We start from the raw sequence: 14,120 nt of genomic DNA on the forward strand, positions 1-14,120 counted from the left end.
TCAATTAAAGTATTATCAGGTGAAAATATAACACCAGATAATAACCTTGATATACTAATTTTGTTTTCTCCATTATTACTTTCAATTTTATTATTATTCTCCCAAATTGTACTAAATATTTTTAAATCTTTTTTCTGCTTATAAGGTGGACACCCTATTTGCTTTAACAGACGAATTTCTTTTTTTCTTTTTTATTGTTTCCAGTAGCCAAGTGTATGTATCTAAATCTCCTTTATCCATATTAAGAAGTTGAGCATAAGCAATATAACCATAAAATTTTTGCGGATATTGTTGTATAAGCTTAATAGCCGGTATTGTCCCCCAAGAAGCGCCAACAATAAATATTTTTGAACGATTAAATTCTTTGCAAAGGTAATCTACCAAAGCATTCGTGTCATTTACAATCTGTTCTATAGTAAGATCAGCTACATTTACATTTTTATTATAGGATTTTCCAGCACCTCTTTGATCCCAGTAAACGGCTACTGCATTTTCTGTAATTTCAGGATAAATTCCTCTTGAATTTACACCAAAAGGATAGGCAATACCTGGGCCACCATGTAAAAATAATACAACTGGCTTATTCTTATCTGTTGCTTCAATATAAATATATTGTTCTGAATTATTTAATACTACTTTTCTTAATTCACTAATACCATTATTAGCAATAATGCTATTGCTATTAGTATAAGTAATGATTTTTTTCTGTCTATATTTTCTGTAAGCTAAAAATATTATGATAAATGCTAATATAAAAAGCAAAGAAACTAAAAACAGATTAATTATTATATTCAAATTGTTCTCCTTTGTTTAAAGTATTATGTAAATATAAATTTAAGGATAGAGTTGATATTTATTTATTCTGAACTATTTAATTATACAATACACTTTTTGCATGTCAATAATGAATCCTTCTGAAAATACAGGAATGTAGTCGATTGAGTTGGCTGAAAAGCATTTAATATGGCATAGACAGATGAGCGTGATTAATAATACTAGAGACTTTTTGATAAGAATGTAAAAAGCAGTTTTAAAAGTAATATATATAAATTTCAAAAAAGTATTGACAAAACATCGAAAATATAGTCAAATATAGTCAAATATAGTCAGGAGTGAGAATAATGAAGACCCTAAGTGATGTAATTGAAGCCTATATTTTAGATATTATTAAAGGTAGTGAAAATGGATCTGTTCATTTAAAAAGAATGGATTTATCATTTAAATTTTCCTGTGTTCCCTCACAGATTAACTATGTTTTAAATACTAGATTTACAATTGAGAGAGGTTATCTGGTAGAAAGTAAACGCGGTGGAGGTGGTTATGTGCAAATTGAAAAAATATCCGCTTCAGATATTCCTTCTTTTCTAAAGAAGATTGAATGTGTTTCAGGAGAAATGACCAGTATGATGGGGAAGAAAATTCTGGAAAGACTTGGAGAAGAAAAAATAATTACAGATAGAGGATTAGCAATTATCTGGCAACTTATTAAAGATGAAAGTTTGCCAATTGATGATAAAAAAGGAAAGAAATAACATAAGAGCTATTATGATGAAAAATTTAATGGTTTTTTAGCTGGCGAAGGAGGAAACTAAAATGAAATGTCAATTATGTGGAAAAAATGATGCAAGCTACTGGAAGAATGTCAATAGAGTAGATAGAAAAAGTGAAATTAAGTTTTAATAGAAGTGAAAAAATAGTCTTCTTTGGAATTAGGAGAAAGAATGTTATTAGCAGAGTGGGGACGTATAGGGGGTTGTAGAAGCCCTCAATGTGTTCAAAGCAGGAAAGCTTAATTTGAGCAAAGGAAGAAAAAGACCTACGAAGAATTTCTTCTTTTTTCATATATTTAAAAAGGACTCAACGACAGCATTGTCCCAAGGATGAGAAAGCTTAGAAAAAGATTGAATGATACCAAAAGAATCAAGGAGCTTTCTAAAGATAAAAGAAGTATATTAGGAACCTCTGTCAGAATGAAAAATAAGAGAAGTAGAAGGTTTTTGAGAATAAAAGGCTTTGATAAAAGTATCCTTAACAAGAGAAGTATCAATTTTAAGAGAGAGCTTCCAAGCAATAATTTTACGAGAAAATAAATCCATAATAACACAGAGATAAGCAAAAGAGGCATTTAAATTAATATAGGTAATGTCACTAGCCCAGACTTGATTGGGCTGAGGAACATTAAAATTTTGATTTAGGTAGTTAGGGCAATCAAAATTGGGAATAGACCTCGGATGAATAAACCGAAGTTTGATAGTAGGCATTTTAGGAAGATTCATGTCAGTCATCAGGCGGCTCGCTCTACCAATACTGATGTTGATGCCATAGTCATAGGAAAGAAGAGCCTTAATCTTAGATGGGCCAATACGTCTCTTAGTAAGATGACAAATCTCCGAGAATAAGCTGACGGAGTTTTTAATTCTCAATAGTTCTAGGAGAAAGTTTTTCCGAAAAGTATTTGTAATAGGAGCTGCGGTTCACTTTAAGGACATGACAAAGAAAAGAGATAGCGTGCTGAAAACGAAGGGTATGAACAGCCATTAATCTTTGTCTGAGTGAGGCGTGAATATGGCAATTGCTTTTTTTAAAATGATATTTTCCTCCTAGAGTCGAGCATTACGCTTTTGAAGATCCTTAATCTGCTTAGCGGTTAGAATAGTATCATCATCAATTCTAACCTGAGAATAAAGTTTAATCCACTTGTGTAAAGCAGACATGGAGACACCATATTCTTTAGAAAGTTGGGATTGAGTTTTACCGTTTTGGTGTAAATTAACAATACTTTTTTTAAATTCTTCATCGTATTTCTTGTAATTATTCATAATTTTATCCTTTCTTATGTGTCTACTTATTTAAAACATGTTTCACTTTTTCCTGTCTACTTTTTTAGTATATGTCCAGATATTGCCAAGATTGTTTCTGAATGGACTGGCATTCCAGTTGAAAATATGGAAAAATCTGAAACTGATAAACTAATGAATTTAGAGTCTACTTTACATCAGAGAGTAATTGGTCAAGATGAAGCCATTACTGTACTTTCAAAAGCAGTTAGAAGAGCAAGATCTGGACTTAAAATCCTAAGAGACCATCAGGTTCTTTCTTATTCCTTGGACCTACTGGTGTCGGAAAAACTGAAACGGCTAAAGCTTTAGCAGAATACTTATTCGGCAAAGAAGAAGATATGGTTCGTTTCGATATGTCAGAGTTTATGGAGAAACATACTGTTTCAAAATTAATTGGTGCTCCTCCAGGATATGTAGGATTTGATGATGCATGTCAATTAACTGAAGCTGTCAGAAGAAATCCATATAGTGTTATTCTATTTGATGAAGTTGAGAAAGCCCACCCAGATGTATTTAACATTATGCTCTAATTATTTAATGATGGTAGACTTACAGACGGATAAGGTAGAACCGTAAACTTTAGAAATACAGTTATTATTATGACTTCTAACGTTGGCGTTGATAAAATTCGCTATATTAATAAATTAGGGTTTAATAATGATGTTGATAGTGAGTCTGAAGAAAAACAAAATAGAGAAAAAATAATGAGTGAAGTCAAAAATACATTTAGACCAGAATTCATTAATCGTTTAGATGATATTTTAGAGATGTTGAAAAAAGAGTAATGGAACTAGGTATTCCTTCATTGGAAATTAAAGATACCTTGAAGAAAAAATTGTTAGATGATGGTTTCGATCCAGAGTATGGCGCAAGACCGCTTAAGCGTTCAGTTCAAAGCTTTGTTGAAGACCCATTAGCAGATGCAATCTTAAGTAGCACTATTGAAGAAGGGGAAAAAGCAATTCTTAATTATAAGAATGAAAGAGTAATTGTAACCAATGCTGGAGATGATGATATAGAAGAAATAATTGAAGTAGTTGAAGAATAAACCTTTTATTTAGATGTTTTTTCTGATACAATACAGTGAGATACAGGGGAGCTGGTAAACCAGCTGAGAGTTAAGCGTGACTTAAGACCCTTTAACCTGATCTGGATAATGCCAGCGTAGGGAGAAAAAGCATTTAACAGCTTTATCCTGACGGATAAAGCTGTTTTTTTATGTGGAAAGGAGATTGGAAATGGAACGGAAAAAATTATCAATACTGGTTGAGGGCGGGGTTTTACTGGGAATAGCTGAAGCCTTAAATTACTTTGTTTTATTAACTATGCCTTATGGAGGGGCTATTACTTTAGCGCCTTTATCTATTATTATATTCGCTATGAGACGAGGGGTTAAGCAAGGTGTTTTTTTAGGTATTCTCTATGGAATCTTACATTTTGTTTTAACCACTAAGTTTAGTTTTCATCCACTTTCAATAGTATTGGATTACATTGTGCCAGGTGCGGCATTAGGCCTAGTGGCTCTAGGTAAGCATAATCTTGGTTTTTTATTAGCGACTCTAGTTCGCTTTGTTAGTAATTTTTTATCAGGTGTTCTTGTGTTTGCCAGTTATGCAGGTGACAGTAATCCAATTATCTATTCCTTGATTTATAATTTCACGTATGTGATTCCAGAAATGCTTATTATATTTGTTCTTGTAATTCTGCTTAAAAAGTTTATGCCTATATTCTCCAGACAGTGAAAATATGGTATAATAGGTTAAAAAGAAAAGGGAGCGAAGTCATGTTATCAAAACATTTAAATGAAGAATTAAATAATCAAATTATGTATGAGTTTTTTTCAGCCCATCTTTATTTAGCAATGGCTGCTAAATTTGAGAGCTTAGATTTTGCAGGTGCTTCAAACTATATGAAAGTACAAGCTGAAGAGGAAAAATCTCATGCTATGAAAATATTTGATTTTATTGCAGAAAAAGGTGGCGACATTGAAATCTTAGGATTTGAAACTCCTGTCGTTAAAGGCAATGATATTCTTGAAATTTTTGAAGAAACTTTAGAACATGAACAATGGGTTACCAAAAGAATTAATTTATTAATGGATATTGCTCAAGAGGAAAGAGATTACTCTGTAATTAGTTTTCTAAACTGGTTCATTGATGAGCAAGTTGAAGAAGAGAGCAATGCAGATGCTATTATTAAGAAATTAAGATTAATTGGCGACAATAGCAATGGCCTATATCAAATGGATAAAGAGTTAGCAACGAGAGTGTTTGTGGATGACACACAAGAATAATATTGATTACATGGAGTAACAATGACTTTTAAGATGATAATTACACTTGTGGCAATAGGCATAACACTTATTTTAAGTTTTGCCCTTGTGCCACTTGTTAAGAAGATAGCATTTAAAGTTGATGCCTTAGATTATCCAAATAATAGGAAAGTACATACAATGCCAACACCTCGATTAGGAGGGATTGGCATTGTTGTTTCCTTTTATGTTGGAATATTTATTGTATTCGGCTTTATTCAAACAGCTGTTTCAATTATTTTCCCATCAATTTTTGTAGTACTTGCAGGTGTCTTAGATGATATTTTTACTATTAGCCCAAAACTAAAACTTTTTTTACAGTTTATGGGTGCCCTAGTATTTGTAAGTTTTGGAGGCAATCATATAATTAGTTTTTTTATGGTTGAAGGACAGCCATTACCTTTAAATGAATTATCTTTGGTTATTACAGTGCTATGGTTAATTGGCGCCTCAAATGCTGTTAATTTAATTGATGGCTTAGATGGTTTAGCTGGTGGGGTATCTCTTATTTCCAGTTTATCTTTAGGGCTTTTATGTATTTTAATTGGCAATAATACTTATGGTATTGTAACCTTTATTTTAGCTGCCAGTATACTGGGTTTTCTTAAGTATAATTTTTATCCAGCTAGTATTTTTATGGGAGATACAGGTGCCTTATTCTTAGGTTTTATTTTAGGAGAGTTGGCTATATTAGGCGCTCTTAAAGGAGCGACTTTCATTAGTTTTATGTTACCTATTCTAATTTTAGGTATTCCTATTTTAGATACAGTGTGGTCCATTCTTAGAAGAGCACTGTCAGGAAAACCTATTATGAATGCAGATAAAAATCACCTTCATCATCGGCTTCTCAATAGGGGGTTCAGCCATCGGCAAACGGTACTATTTATTTATTGTATCAGTGCTATTCTAGGGGTAACAGCTGTTTTAGTTAGTGGTATTAGTACTATTAACATGGTTATTGTAGTCGTTGCTGTTGTTTTAATTATTCTGCTTTTATTTGCACAAATGGGTTTGTTTAGTAAAACAGAGCGTGAAAAGGAAAAGGGGTGTATGGAAGATGAGAAGGAAGAATAATATGGAATGTCAGATTATTTGTACAGGAACTGAATTGCTTTTAGGTGAGACTTTAAATACTAACAGCCAATATTTAGGACGTCAATTTGCTAAATGGGGAATTGATGTATATGAAGTGAGCACTTATGGCGATAATAAAGTTCGTTTAGTTGAGGCTCTAAAAAGAACTAAAAGCCAGCTGATTTTTTTAAATGGTGGCTTAGGTCCAACAGAGGATGACGTTACAAGAGAGGCTTTAAGTGAGTTTTTAGGTGTCCCAGAAATTGTGCACCAAAGAACTTTAGATAAAATGAAGAATTTTGTAGAAAAAGGAATAAAGCCTGCCTTTCAGGAAATAAAAAAGTAGCGAATGTATTAGACGGCGCTACTGTTTTTTTTAATGAAGAAGGGGCTGCTCCTGGTTCAGTAATCAAAAAAGATAATCGTTATTTCTTTTTAACGCCAGGGCCTCCTAATGAATTAGAATGGCTTTTTGAAAATGAAATTTTGCCATATTTAGTTAAGGAATTTAATTTAACTGAAACGATTCTCTCAAAGACAATCAAAATTATGGGTATTGGGGAATCCGATGCAGAGAATTTATTAAAGGATCTTATAAAAAGTAATAATCCTACTTTGGCTCCTACTGTAAAAGAGGGAGAAATTCATTTTAGAATTACGGCTAAAGGTGATAATATGATTGCCTTGGAAAATTTAATTAATACAATGAAAAAAAAGATAGAGGCTGTTTTAGGTGACTATATATTCGGTGAGAATTCAGATACTCTTGAAAGTGTTTTAGGCAATCTTTTATTGGTTGAAAAGAAATCTATTTCTGTTGCTGAATCTTGCACGGGAGGGTACTTAAGCCATATATTAACTAATGTACCAGGTAGTTCAGCTTATTTTAATAGAGGCTATGTTACATATTCCAATGATGCTAAAATGGATTTATTAGGTGTTTCTAAAGAGACTTTAGAAACCTATGGTGCTGTTAGTGAAGAGGCTGCTAGTGAAATGGTAGCGGGTGTTTATAAACATACTAAATCAGATATCTGTATGGCAACAACTGGAATAGCAGGCCCAGATGGTGGCAGTATTGAGAAGCCTGTTGGTTTAGTCTATATTGGTTTTTCTTTTGATGGCAGTATTATTATTATTAAAAAACAATTTTCAGGGAGTCGTGAAAGTATTAAAAAGAGAACCGTTAGATATATTTTATTTTATTTATTAAATCAAATAAAAAGGGGAAAAATAGAATGATTGTAAAAGGCGACATATTGTATTCAAAAAACAAAGATCAAATTGAAGTAGTAGAAAAAGGTTATCTCATAATTGAAGATGGGATAGTACAAGGTGTTTATAATAAGTTGGCACCAAAACATGAAGGGGGAAAAATAGTTGATTATGAGGGTAAGTTGATTATTCCATCTTTTGTTGATTTGCATTTACATGCACCTCAGTATGCCAATTGTGGATTGGGAACAGATGTGGAGTTATTAGTATGGTTAGAGAAGTATACTTATCCGGAAGAAGAAAAATTCAAAGATGAAGTTTACAGAAAAGCTATTTATAAGGAGCTTATCAGAAATCTTTGGAAAGGTGGTTCTCTGCGTTCTGTTATTTTTGGCAGTCTCTATAGAGAGGCTACTGAAGATTTAATGGATATGTTAATAGAATCTGGCTTAAGTGCTTATGTTGGCAAAGTAAATATGGATAGAAACTGTCCTGATAGTTATAGAGAGACTACTTTAGAATCTCTTGAAGATACAGAGGCATTTATTATTAAATATGAGGGGAAATCAGATTTAGTAAAACCAATTATTACGCCGCGATTTGTGCCTCATTGTACAGCGGAGTCTATGGCTGGACAGGGTCAGTTAGCTGAAAAGTATGGGGTACCTGTACAAAGTCATATTAATGAAAGTTTAAGTGAAATTGAGTGGGTAAAGGAACTTCACCCAGAGTCAAAAGCCTATAGTCATGTTTATGATGAGTATGGCTTATTTGGTTCACCTACAAAAACCATTATGGCCCATGTGATTTTTAATGAAGAGGCTGAACTAGAGCTTATGGACGACAGACAGATTTATCCAGTTCATTGTCCTGAATCGAATGCGAATATAATGAGTGGTATTATGGATGCAAAACGTTTATTAGAAAGAGGGTTGCCTGTATCTTTAGGTTCAGACATTAGTGGAGGTCACCATCTTTACATGCCATTTCAAATTGTTTTAGCTATTCAGCTTTCAAAAATGAGAGCTAGAATGGAAGATGATTTATCAAAAGTTTTAACATTTTCTGAAGCTTTTTATATGGCAACAAAAAGCGGCGGTTCTTTTTTTGGTAAAGTCGGTAGTTTTGAACCAGGCTATGAAGGAGACTTTCTGGTAGTAGACACTGATAAAATATTGACTAAAGGAGAAGTAAGGAATCCACTTGAACGGTTGCAGAAATTTATTTACATTGGCAATCAAAAAGCCATAAAAGAACGTTATCTAAGAGGAGTTCGTTTAGAAAAACCTTTCAAATAACAATTGAGGAATGATAAAAATGAATTCATATTTTAACAGAGAATTAAGCTGGTTAGAATTTAATAGAAGAGTACTAGGTGAAAGCTTTGAAAAAGAAAATCCGCTAGCTGAACAGCTGAATTTTTTAAGTATTTTCAGCTCTAATTTAGATGAATTTTTTATGGTTAGAGTTGGGTCTCTATAGGATCAATTGCGCTCAGGAGAGATGATTAAGGATATTTCTGGTTATACAGCTGAGGAACAGATTGAATTAATCAATGAAGTTACTAAAAAAATGATAGTTACCCAATATGATCGTTATAAAGAACTTAAGTTAGAGATGAAAAAGCAAAAAGTTCTAATTCTATCCTATGATCAATTAACTCAAGGCGAAAAGAAGAAAGCTGATATATTTTATAGGGAGAATATTTATCCATTAGTAACACCTACTATAATTGATAAAAATGGATCTTTTCCTCTAATTGCTAATAAAACTATTAATTTGTTTTTGCTGTTGGAAAAAGATGGAAAAACCAGATATGGGAATGTGCAAGTTCCCTATCAAGTTAATCGTTAGTGGAAATAAAGGAAAATGGTTTAAGGAAATTTATTACTATAGAATCACTGTTAAGGCATCAGTTGGTTAATCTTTATCCTACTTATGAAATTAAGAAAGTATCTATTTATCGACTCACCAGAAATGCTGATTTGGACTATGATGAAGAAGAGGCACAAGATTTATTAGTTAAAATTGAGAATTCTATTCAGAAAAGAAAATGGGGTAAGGCAGTTAGAATAGAACTTGAAGAGAGTCCTAGTAATCCTGTTTTAGAAATTTTAAAAAATAAAGTTTTTGGTATCAGATAGAGAATTGTACATTCTTAATGATGTTCTGGATTTAACCTTTTTGACTTATTTTATGAAGAAAAAATGGTTTGCTAAAAATCGTTTTAAATCTTTTACACCTAATAAAGTAGTTGAGACAGTAAATAGCGATGTTTTTTAAATGGATTAGTGAAAAAGATCTGGTTTATCATTTACCTTATGATGATTTTTCAGCTATTTTAGCATTTATTAATTTAGCTGCTAGAGACGAAAAAGTTCTGGCTATTAAGCAAACTCTTTATCGGGTAAGTAAGAATAGTCCCATTATTGATGCCTTAGAGTTAGCGGCGAAAAATGGTAAAAATGTGACTGTTTTATTAGAGTTAAAGGCCCGTTTTTGATGAAGAAAACAATATACATTGGAATAAACGCTTAGAAAAAGCAGGCGTTCATGTTATCCATGGACCTCGTAAACTTAAGACTCATTCAAAAATGCTTTTAGTTTTGCGAAAAGAAAAAGAAGGAGGTATTCGTACCTATTGTCACTTAGCCACAAGTAATTATAATGAAAGGACGGCAACAGTTTATGAAGATGTTGGCTTGTTTACTGCTGATCAAAAAATAGGTGCAGATGGCATAGAAATTTTTAATTTTCTAGCTTCTCAGATACCTGTTAACGATTTAAATACTTTAATAATTAGTCCTTATCAAGCAAGAGACTATTTTGAGAAAGCTCATTCGCTTTGAAATGGCAGAGGCTTTAAAAGGCAATAAAAGCCATATTAGGGCTAAAATGAATTCTTTTGTTGACCAATCATGATGGATTTGCTCTATGAAGCTGCTTCTGTTGGTGTTAAAATAGAGTTAGTTGTACGTGGTATTTGTACATTAATACCTAAGACAATATAGTTATTAAAAGTAGTGTAGGTCGCTTTTTAGAACATAGTAGACTTTATTATTTCTATCAAGGAGGCTTAGAAAAACATTTATTAGTAGTTTAGATTGGATGGAAAGAAACTTCAATAAAAGAGTTGAACTTTTAACACCAATTGTTGAAACAGATGCTAAGAGAAAAATTATTGATATTTTAGAAAAATCATGGGAAGATACTGAGAAGAGCTATTATCTAAGACCTGATGGAACGTATGTAAAAGAAAAGAAAGAAAATGGTTTTAATGTACAGAACTATTTTTTAACTCATAAGGAGCAGTAATGAAAAAGAAAGTATTATGTGCTATGAGCGGTGGTGTTGACAGCAGTGTGGCGACAGCCTTATTATTAGAAGCGGGGTATGAAGTAGCAGGCGTAACCTGTCAAATTTGGCTAGATGATTTATGTTCGGTAACATCTGGAAAATCCTGTTGTAGTAATGATGCAATTGAAGATGCAAGACAAACAGCCCATCAACTAGGAATAAAGCATTATGTATTTAATTACCGAGAGCTATTTGAAGATAAAGTTATTAAGCCTTTTTGCAATAGCTATTTAGAAGGTAAAACACCTAACCCCTGTATGGATTGCAATCGCTATATTCGTTCACAAGATTTACTTTCAAAGGCTCTTGGAATGGGGTTTGATTATATGGCTACTGGTCATTATGTTCGTCGTTTATATAATGAAGAAACTCAGGAGTATGTTTTAAAGACAGGGTTTGATCAGAAAAAAGACCAAAGCTATTTTTTGTACCAAATGAATCAAGAGCAATTATCTCACATGCTTTTTCCTCTAGGGGATTTTGAAAAAAGCTATATTCGAGAAATTGCTAGAAAACATAATTTTGAAGTTGCAGAAAAAAAAGATAGCCAGGATATTTGCTTTGTTCTCGAAGGTACATACGGTGATTTTATTGAAACTTACACAGGAAAGGAAAAACCGCCTGCCTCTATTTACTATAAGGATGGCGTTTTTTTAGGTAGGGGTAAACCTATTTATAACTATACTATTGGACAGCGAAAAGGCTTAGGGATTGCTTTCGGTAATCCGGTTTATGTTATAGGAATAGATAGTTTAAATAACAGAGTTACTTTAGGTGAAAAAGAGGATTTTATTAATAAGGGCTTACTATGTGATGATGTTTTCTTTATTTCTGAAAGACCTTTAGAGGAAGAACGGGAAGTATTAGTTAAAGTTCGCTACAAAAGTCCACCAAAAAAAGGTATTTACTGGACTGCAGGCAGTGGGTTTAAAATAAAATTTACTGAACCAGTAGAAGGGGTTACTATTGGACAGTCAGCAGTATTGTATGATTTAGATAAAGAAACAGTCCTTGGTGGTGGACGAATAACTAAACCTCTATAACAAAAATTTATATTTACAAAAAGAAAATAGAAAGAATTTATAAATCTTTCATCTTGTTATAGCATCCTCTATATTATAGAGGATGCTATGTTTTTAAGGAGGAATTTAAATGAAGAAAAAAGTGTTTTTTAAGTCTTTTAGGTTTTTTCTGTATTGTTTCTAGTTGCTTGTGGAGGACAAGCTACAACAAGCAATGCTAATCAGGCTGTACCATTTAAAAATGATAATGTTGTAGATATTGATTATTTGAAAAAGCATCTTGAAGATGATAATGTTATGATAGTGGATGCAAGAGGAGAAAAAAGCAACAGCTGGTGTTATTAAGAATGCCAGTGTAGTTTCTTGGCAACAATTCTTTAATATGGCGGGGACTAGCAGTGATTCAGGCTTTGGTGTTGTATTACCAGCTGATAAACTAAGTAAGGCTTTATCTGATGCGGGGCTCAGTAAGGATAAGACTATTGTTTTATATTCAGATGGGCAGAAAGAATGGGGAGAAGATGGTCGTATTTTCTGGATGCTTCAAGGCTCTGGCTATACTAATATTAAGATTCTTGATGGTGGCTATAGTTACTGGAAAGCTCAAGGTGGAGAAACTACTTCAGAGATTAAAAAGTCAGAAGCTGTAGACGTTAAGGTTGATAATTTAGATAAACTGAAAACAATTGATACTGTTACACTTGAAAAGAGACTTAAAAGAAGTTCAAATTATTGATACTAGAGAAAAAGACGAGTATGATGGTGCTGTTAAATATGGTGAAAAAATAGGTGGACATATACCTGAGGCTATTAATATTCCTTTTTCAACCTTATTTAATGATAATGGTACTTTGAAATCCAATAGTGATATTGAAACTATTTTGACGGAAGCAGGTATTACTAAAGATAAGAAAGTTGTCTCCTATTGTACTGCTGGTATTCGTTCAGCTTACATGACAATTGTTTTAGAAATGCTTGGGTATAGTGATTCTCTTAATTATGATGATTCATTTTATAGCTGGGCTGCAAGTAGTTCCTCAGAAGTTATTAAATAAAAAAAAATTCCTTGTAGGTGTACTACAAGGAATTTTTTTATTTTCTCCGTCTACCAACAATATAACCTAAGAGCATTCCTGAAAGATTTAAAATCATGTCATTAATATCAAAAACACCTATTTTAAAAACAAGTTGAATAGATTCAATTCCTAAGGCAATGAGAATGGCTGCAATAACAAAGAAAACAAAGGATTTTCTTCTGAAAAAATAGCCAATAGGAACAAACATAAAAATATTAATTATAAATGTAAAAACTTCGTAAGGGCTATGGGGAACTATATTATCTATTTTTAAGTCAATTCTATTATCATAAATACCGGAACGATTGAAAAGCAACATACCTAGAAAACCACTATAGATAGCTACAGAAAGCAAATAGATTGGTCTTGGAATTCTAGTTCCTAAAAGACTGCTTATTATAATATAGAAAATAACGATTTCTACACCTAAAGCTAGCCAGAGTACAATATCAGGATTTTTAAATAAGTAGCTGAAAGGCCCCGTTAAAATATTTTTCATAAATAGAAAGTGGGTTGCCATACCCAGTACACAACTACTTAGAATAATCAGCAGTTGGGTTAGTATTTTTTTTATATTCATAAGTATCATCCTTTATTCTTTATGTAACCTAATTTATGCGAATGATAGGATAATTCTATTAATACTATCATACATATTTAAAAAGGGTTTATTACCAGTATAACAATTGTTTGAGATTTATCAAGTTATATAAAAAATAGTGATATTGTTGTCAAGATTAGAAGAAAGATGATATAATTATAGGCATATGATTAATAAGGAGAGTTTCTTTGTGCTTGATAAATTAAAAAGTAATAAAATGAAAAGACTTTTATTATATGTGGTTTTTGGTGTCTTAACTACAGCTGTTAATATTTTCTTGTTTTGGTTATTGGCAGATGTGCTTCATGTTCAATATCTTATTAGTAACTTACTTGCTATTGTCGTTTCCATACTGTTTGCTTATATAACTAATAAATGGTATGTTTTTAAATCAAAGACAGAAACTAGAAAAGAATTGATTCGGGAATTTATAACTTTTATTGGCGCTCGAACAGGCACCTTAATATTTGATATGGTAGGCATGTTTGTTTTAGTAAGTTTTCTTAATTTAGATTCATTGGTCAGTAAGATTTTTGTGAATATAGTTGTAGTTATTTTAAATTATGTTTTTAGTAGATTATTGGTCTTTAAAGGGGCTGAATAAAAAGAGCACTTTTTTAGAGT

Annotated in this window: 22 protein-coding genes, 3 pseudogenes and 1 riboswitch; of the genes and pseudogenes, 22 read left to right on the plus strand and 3 right to left on the minus strand. The window is 32.1% G+C overall.

The features are described 5' to 3' along the window. Positions 1–138 precede the first annotated feature (138 nt). Positions 139–795, minus strand: coding sequence for an alpha/beta hydrolase (locus AZF37_RS01840; RefSeq protein WP_088369324.1), 657 nt, complete (start codon positions 793–795; stop codon positions 139–141). Positions 796–1,121: 326 nt separating this feature from the next. Between AZF37_RS01840 and AZF37_RS01845 the strand changes: the two genes are divergently transcribed. Next, positions 1,122–1,532: a CtsR family transcriptional regulator gene (locus AZF37_RS01845; protein ID WP_088369325.1), complete on the plus strand. Its 411-nt coding sequence runs from the start codon at positions 1,122–1,124 to the stop codon at positions 1,530–1,532. 137 nt (positions 1,533–1,669) lie between these two features. Here AZF37_RS01845 and AZF37_RS01850 read toward each other — a convergent pair. After that, positions 1,670–2,819, minus strand: a pseudogene (locus tag AZF37_RS01850) (IS3 family transposase). An 18-nt stretch (positions 2,820–2,837) separates the two neighbouring features. Here AZF37_RS01850 and AZF37_RS01855 point away from each other — a divergent pair. The 20 genes and pseudogenes from AZF37_RS01855 to AZF37_RS01945 all read left to right on the plus strand — a co-directional run bounded on the left by AZF37_RS01855 (position 2,838) and on the right by AZF37_RS01945 (position 12,874). Next, the gene (locus tag AZF37_RS01855) at positions 2,838–3,149 is read left to right on the plus strand and encodes a hypothetical protein (RefSeq protein ID WP_162473818.1); all 312 of its coding nucleotides are present in this window, start codon (positions 2,838–2,840) and stop codon (positions 3,147–3,149) included. Further along, positions 3,140–3,625: pseudogene (locus AZF37_RS11300) on the plus strand (AAA family ATPase); the annotation flags it as partial. The gene AZF37_RS01855 and the pseudogene AZF37_RS11300, both read left to right, overlap by 10 nt. Next, on the plus strand, positions 3,625–3,888 hold the full coding sequence (locus tag AZF37_RS01870) for a hypothetical protein (RefSeq protein ID WP_088369329.1): 264 nt from the start codon (positions 3,625–3,627) through the stop codon (positions 3,886–3,888). The pseudogene AZF37_RS11300 and the gene AZF37_RS01870, both read left to right, overlap by 1 nt. A gap of 34 nt (positions 3,889–3,922) precedes the next feature. Next, positions 3,923–4,028, plus strand: a riboswitch (TPP riboswitch). Between the two features lie 50 nt (positions 4,029–4,078). Then, the gene (locus AZF37_RS01875; RefSeq protein ID WP_088369330.1) at positions 4,079–4,582 is read left to right on the plus strand and encodes an energy-coupled thiamine transporter ThiT; all 504 of its coding nucleotides are present in this window, start codon (positions 4,079–4,081) and stop codon (positions 4,580–4,582) included. 41 nt (positions 4,583–4,623) lie between these two features. Beyond that, the gene (locus AZF37_RS01880; protein WP_088369331.1) at positions 4,624–5,133 is read left to right on the plus strand and encodes a ferritin; all 510 of its coding nucleotides are present in this window, start codon (positions 4,624–4,626) and stop codon (positions 5,131–5,133) included. Positions 5,134–5,154: 21 nt separating this feature from the next. Then, positions 5,155–6,225 carry a glycosyltransferase family 4 protein gene (locus AZF37_RS01885; RefSeq protein ID WP_088369332.1) on the plus strand — a complete coding sequence of 357 codons (1,071 nt, stop codon included), beginning with the start codon at positions 5,155–5,157 and terminating at the stop codon, positions 6,223–6,225. Between the two features lies 1 nt (position 6,226). Continuing rightward, positions 6,227–6,571 carry a molybdopterin-binding protein gene (locus AZF37_RS01890; RefSeq protein WP_172793062.1) on the plus strand — a complete coding sequence of 115 codons (345 nt, stop codon included), beginning with the start codon at positions 6,227–6,229 and terminating at the stop codon, positions 6,569–6,571. Between the two features lie 140 nt (positions 6,572–6,711). Next, on the plus strand, positions 6,712–7,467 hold the full coding sequence (locus AZF37_RS01895; protein WP_088369334.1) for a nicotinamide-nucleotide amidohydrolase family protein: 756 nt from the start codon (positions 6,712–6,714) through the stop codon (positions 7,465–7,467). Then, positions 7,464–8,738 (plus strand): amidohydrolase family protein, encoded by a 1,275-nt coding sequence (locus tag AZF37_RS01900; RefSeq protein WP_088369335.1) that lies wholly within the window; start codon positions 7,464–7,466, stop codon positions 8,736–8,738. The genes AZF37_RS01895 and AZF37_RS01900 overlap by 4 nt, the downstream gene beginning before the upstream one ends. A 19-nt stretch (positions 8,739–8,757) precedes the next feature. Beyond that, positions 8,758–8,922 carry a hypothetical protein gene (locus AZF37_RS01905; protein ID WP_245612007.1) on the plus strand — a complete coding sequence of 55 codons (165 nt, stop codon included), beginning with the start codon at positions 8,758–8,760 and terminating at the stop codon, positions 8,920–8,922. Between the two features lie 21 nt (positions 8,923–8,943). Then, positions 8,944–9,294 carry a hypothetical protein gene (locus AZF37_RS12085; protein WP_088369337.1) on the plus strand — a complete coding sequence of 117 codons (351 nt, stop codon included), beginning with the start codon at positions 8,944–8,946 and terminating at the stop codon, positions 9,292–9,294. Beyond that, on the plus strand, positions 9,294–9,584 hold the full coding sequence (locus AZF37_RS12090) for a hypothetical protein (RefSeq protein ID WP_088369338.1): 291 nt from the start codon (positions 9,294–9,296) through the stop codon (positions 9,582–9,584). The genes AZF37_RS12085 and AZF37_RS12090 overlap by 1 nt, the downstream gene beginning before the upstream one ends. Then, positions 9,571–9,723, plus strand: a complete 153-nt coding sequence (locus AZF37_RS10845; protein ID WP_172793063.1) for a hypothetical protein — start codon at positions 9,571–9,573, stop codon at positions 9,721–9,723. The genes AZF37_RS12090 and AZF37_RS10845 overlap by 14 nt, the downstream gene beginning before the upstream one ends. Then, positions 9,713–9,943, plus strand: coding sequence for a hypothetical protein (locus AZF37_RS12095; RefSeq protein ID WP_088369339.1), 231 nt, complete (start codon positions 9,713–9,715; stop codon positions 9,941–9,943). Before AZF37_RS10845 ends, AZF37_RS12095 begins: the two co-directional genes overlap by 11 nt. 55 nt (positions 9,944–9,998) lie before the next feature. Beyond that, positions 9,999–10,289, plus strand: coding sequence for a hypothetical protein (locus AZF37_RS12100; protein ID WP_281178933.1), 291 nt, complete (start codon positions 9,999–10,001; stop codon positions 10,287–10,289). Between the two features lie 72 nt (positions 10,290–10,361). Beyond that, a pseudogene (locus AZF37_RS11315) lies at positions 10,362–10,755 on the plus strand (hypothetical protein). After that, complete coding sequence (gene mnmA, locus AZF37_RS01935) at positions 10,755–11,840, plus strand: tRNA 2-thiouridine(34) synthase MnmA (RefSeq protein WP_088369342.1); 1,086 nt, start codon at positions 10,755–10,757, stop codon at positions 11,838–11,840. Before AZF37_RS11315 ends, mnmA begins: the two are co-directional and overlap by 1 nt. A gap of 153 nt (positions 11,841–11,993) precedes the next feature. Beyond that, entirely contained in the window at positions 11,994–12,164 is a 171-nt protein-coding gene (locus AZF37_RS10260; RefSeq protein WP_162473820.1) for a hypothetical protein, read from the plus strand. Continuing rightward, positions 12,127–12,555, plus strand: coding sequence for a rhodanese-like domain-containing protein (locus AZF37_RS01940; RefSeq protein ID WP_088369343.1), 429 nt, complete (start codon positions 12,127–12,129; stop codon positions 12,553–12,555). Before AZF37_RS10260 ends, AZF37_RS01940 begins: the two co-directional genes overlap by 38 nt. After that, positions 12,521–12,874 (plus strand): sulfurtransferase, encoded by a 354-nt coding sequence (locus AZF37_RS01945; RefSeq protein ID WP_162473821.1) that lies wholly within the window; start codon positions 12,521–12,523, stop codon positions 12,872–12,874. The genes AZF37_RS01940 and AZF37_RS01945 overlap by 35 nt, the downstream gene beginning before the upstream one ends. A 37-nt stretch (positions 12,875–12,911) precedes the next feature. Here the strand turns inward: AZF37_RS01945 and AZF37_RS01950 are convergent, their stop codons facing one another. Further along, positions 12,912–13,475, minus strand: coding sequence for a VanZ family protein (locus AZF37_RS01950; RefSeq protein WP_162473822.1), 564 nt, complete (start codon positions 13,473–13,475; stop codon positions 12,912–12,914). Positions 13,476–13,686: 211 nt separating this feature from the next. Between AZF37_RS01950 and AZF37_RS01955 the strand changes: the two genes are divergently transcribed. Beyond that, on the plus strand, positions 13,687–14,100 hold the full coding sequence (locus tag AZF37_RS01955) for a GtrA family protein (RefSeq protein WP_245612008.1): 414 nt from the start codon (positions 13,687–13,689) through the stop codon (positions 14,098–14,100). The last annotated feature ends 20 nt before the right edge of the window (positions 14,101–14,120 follow it).

This window comes from endosymbiont 'TC1' of Trimyema compressum, from assembly GCF_001584725.1.
GTDB lineage: Bacteria > Bacillota > TC1 > TC1 > TC1 > TC1.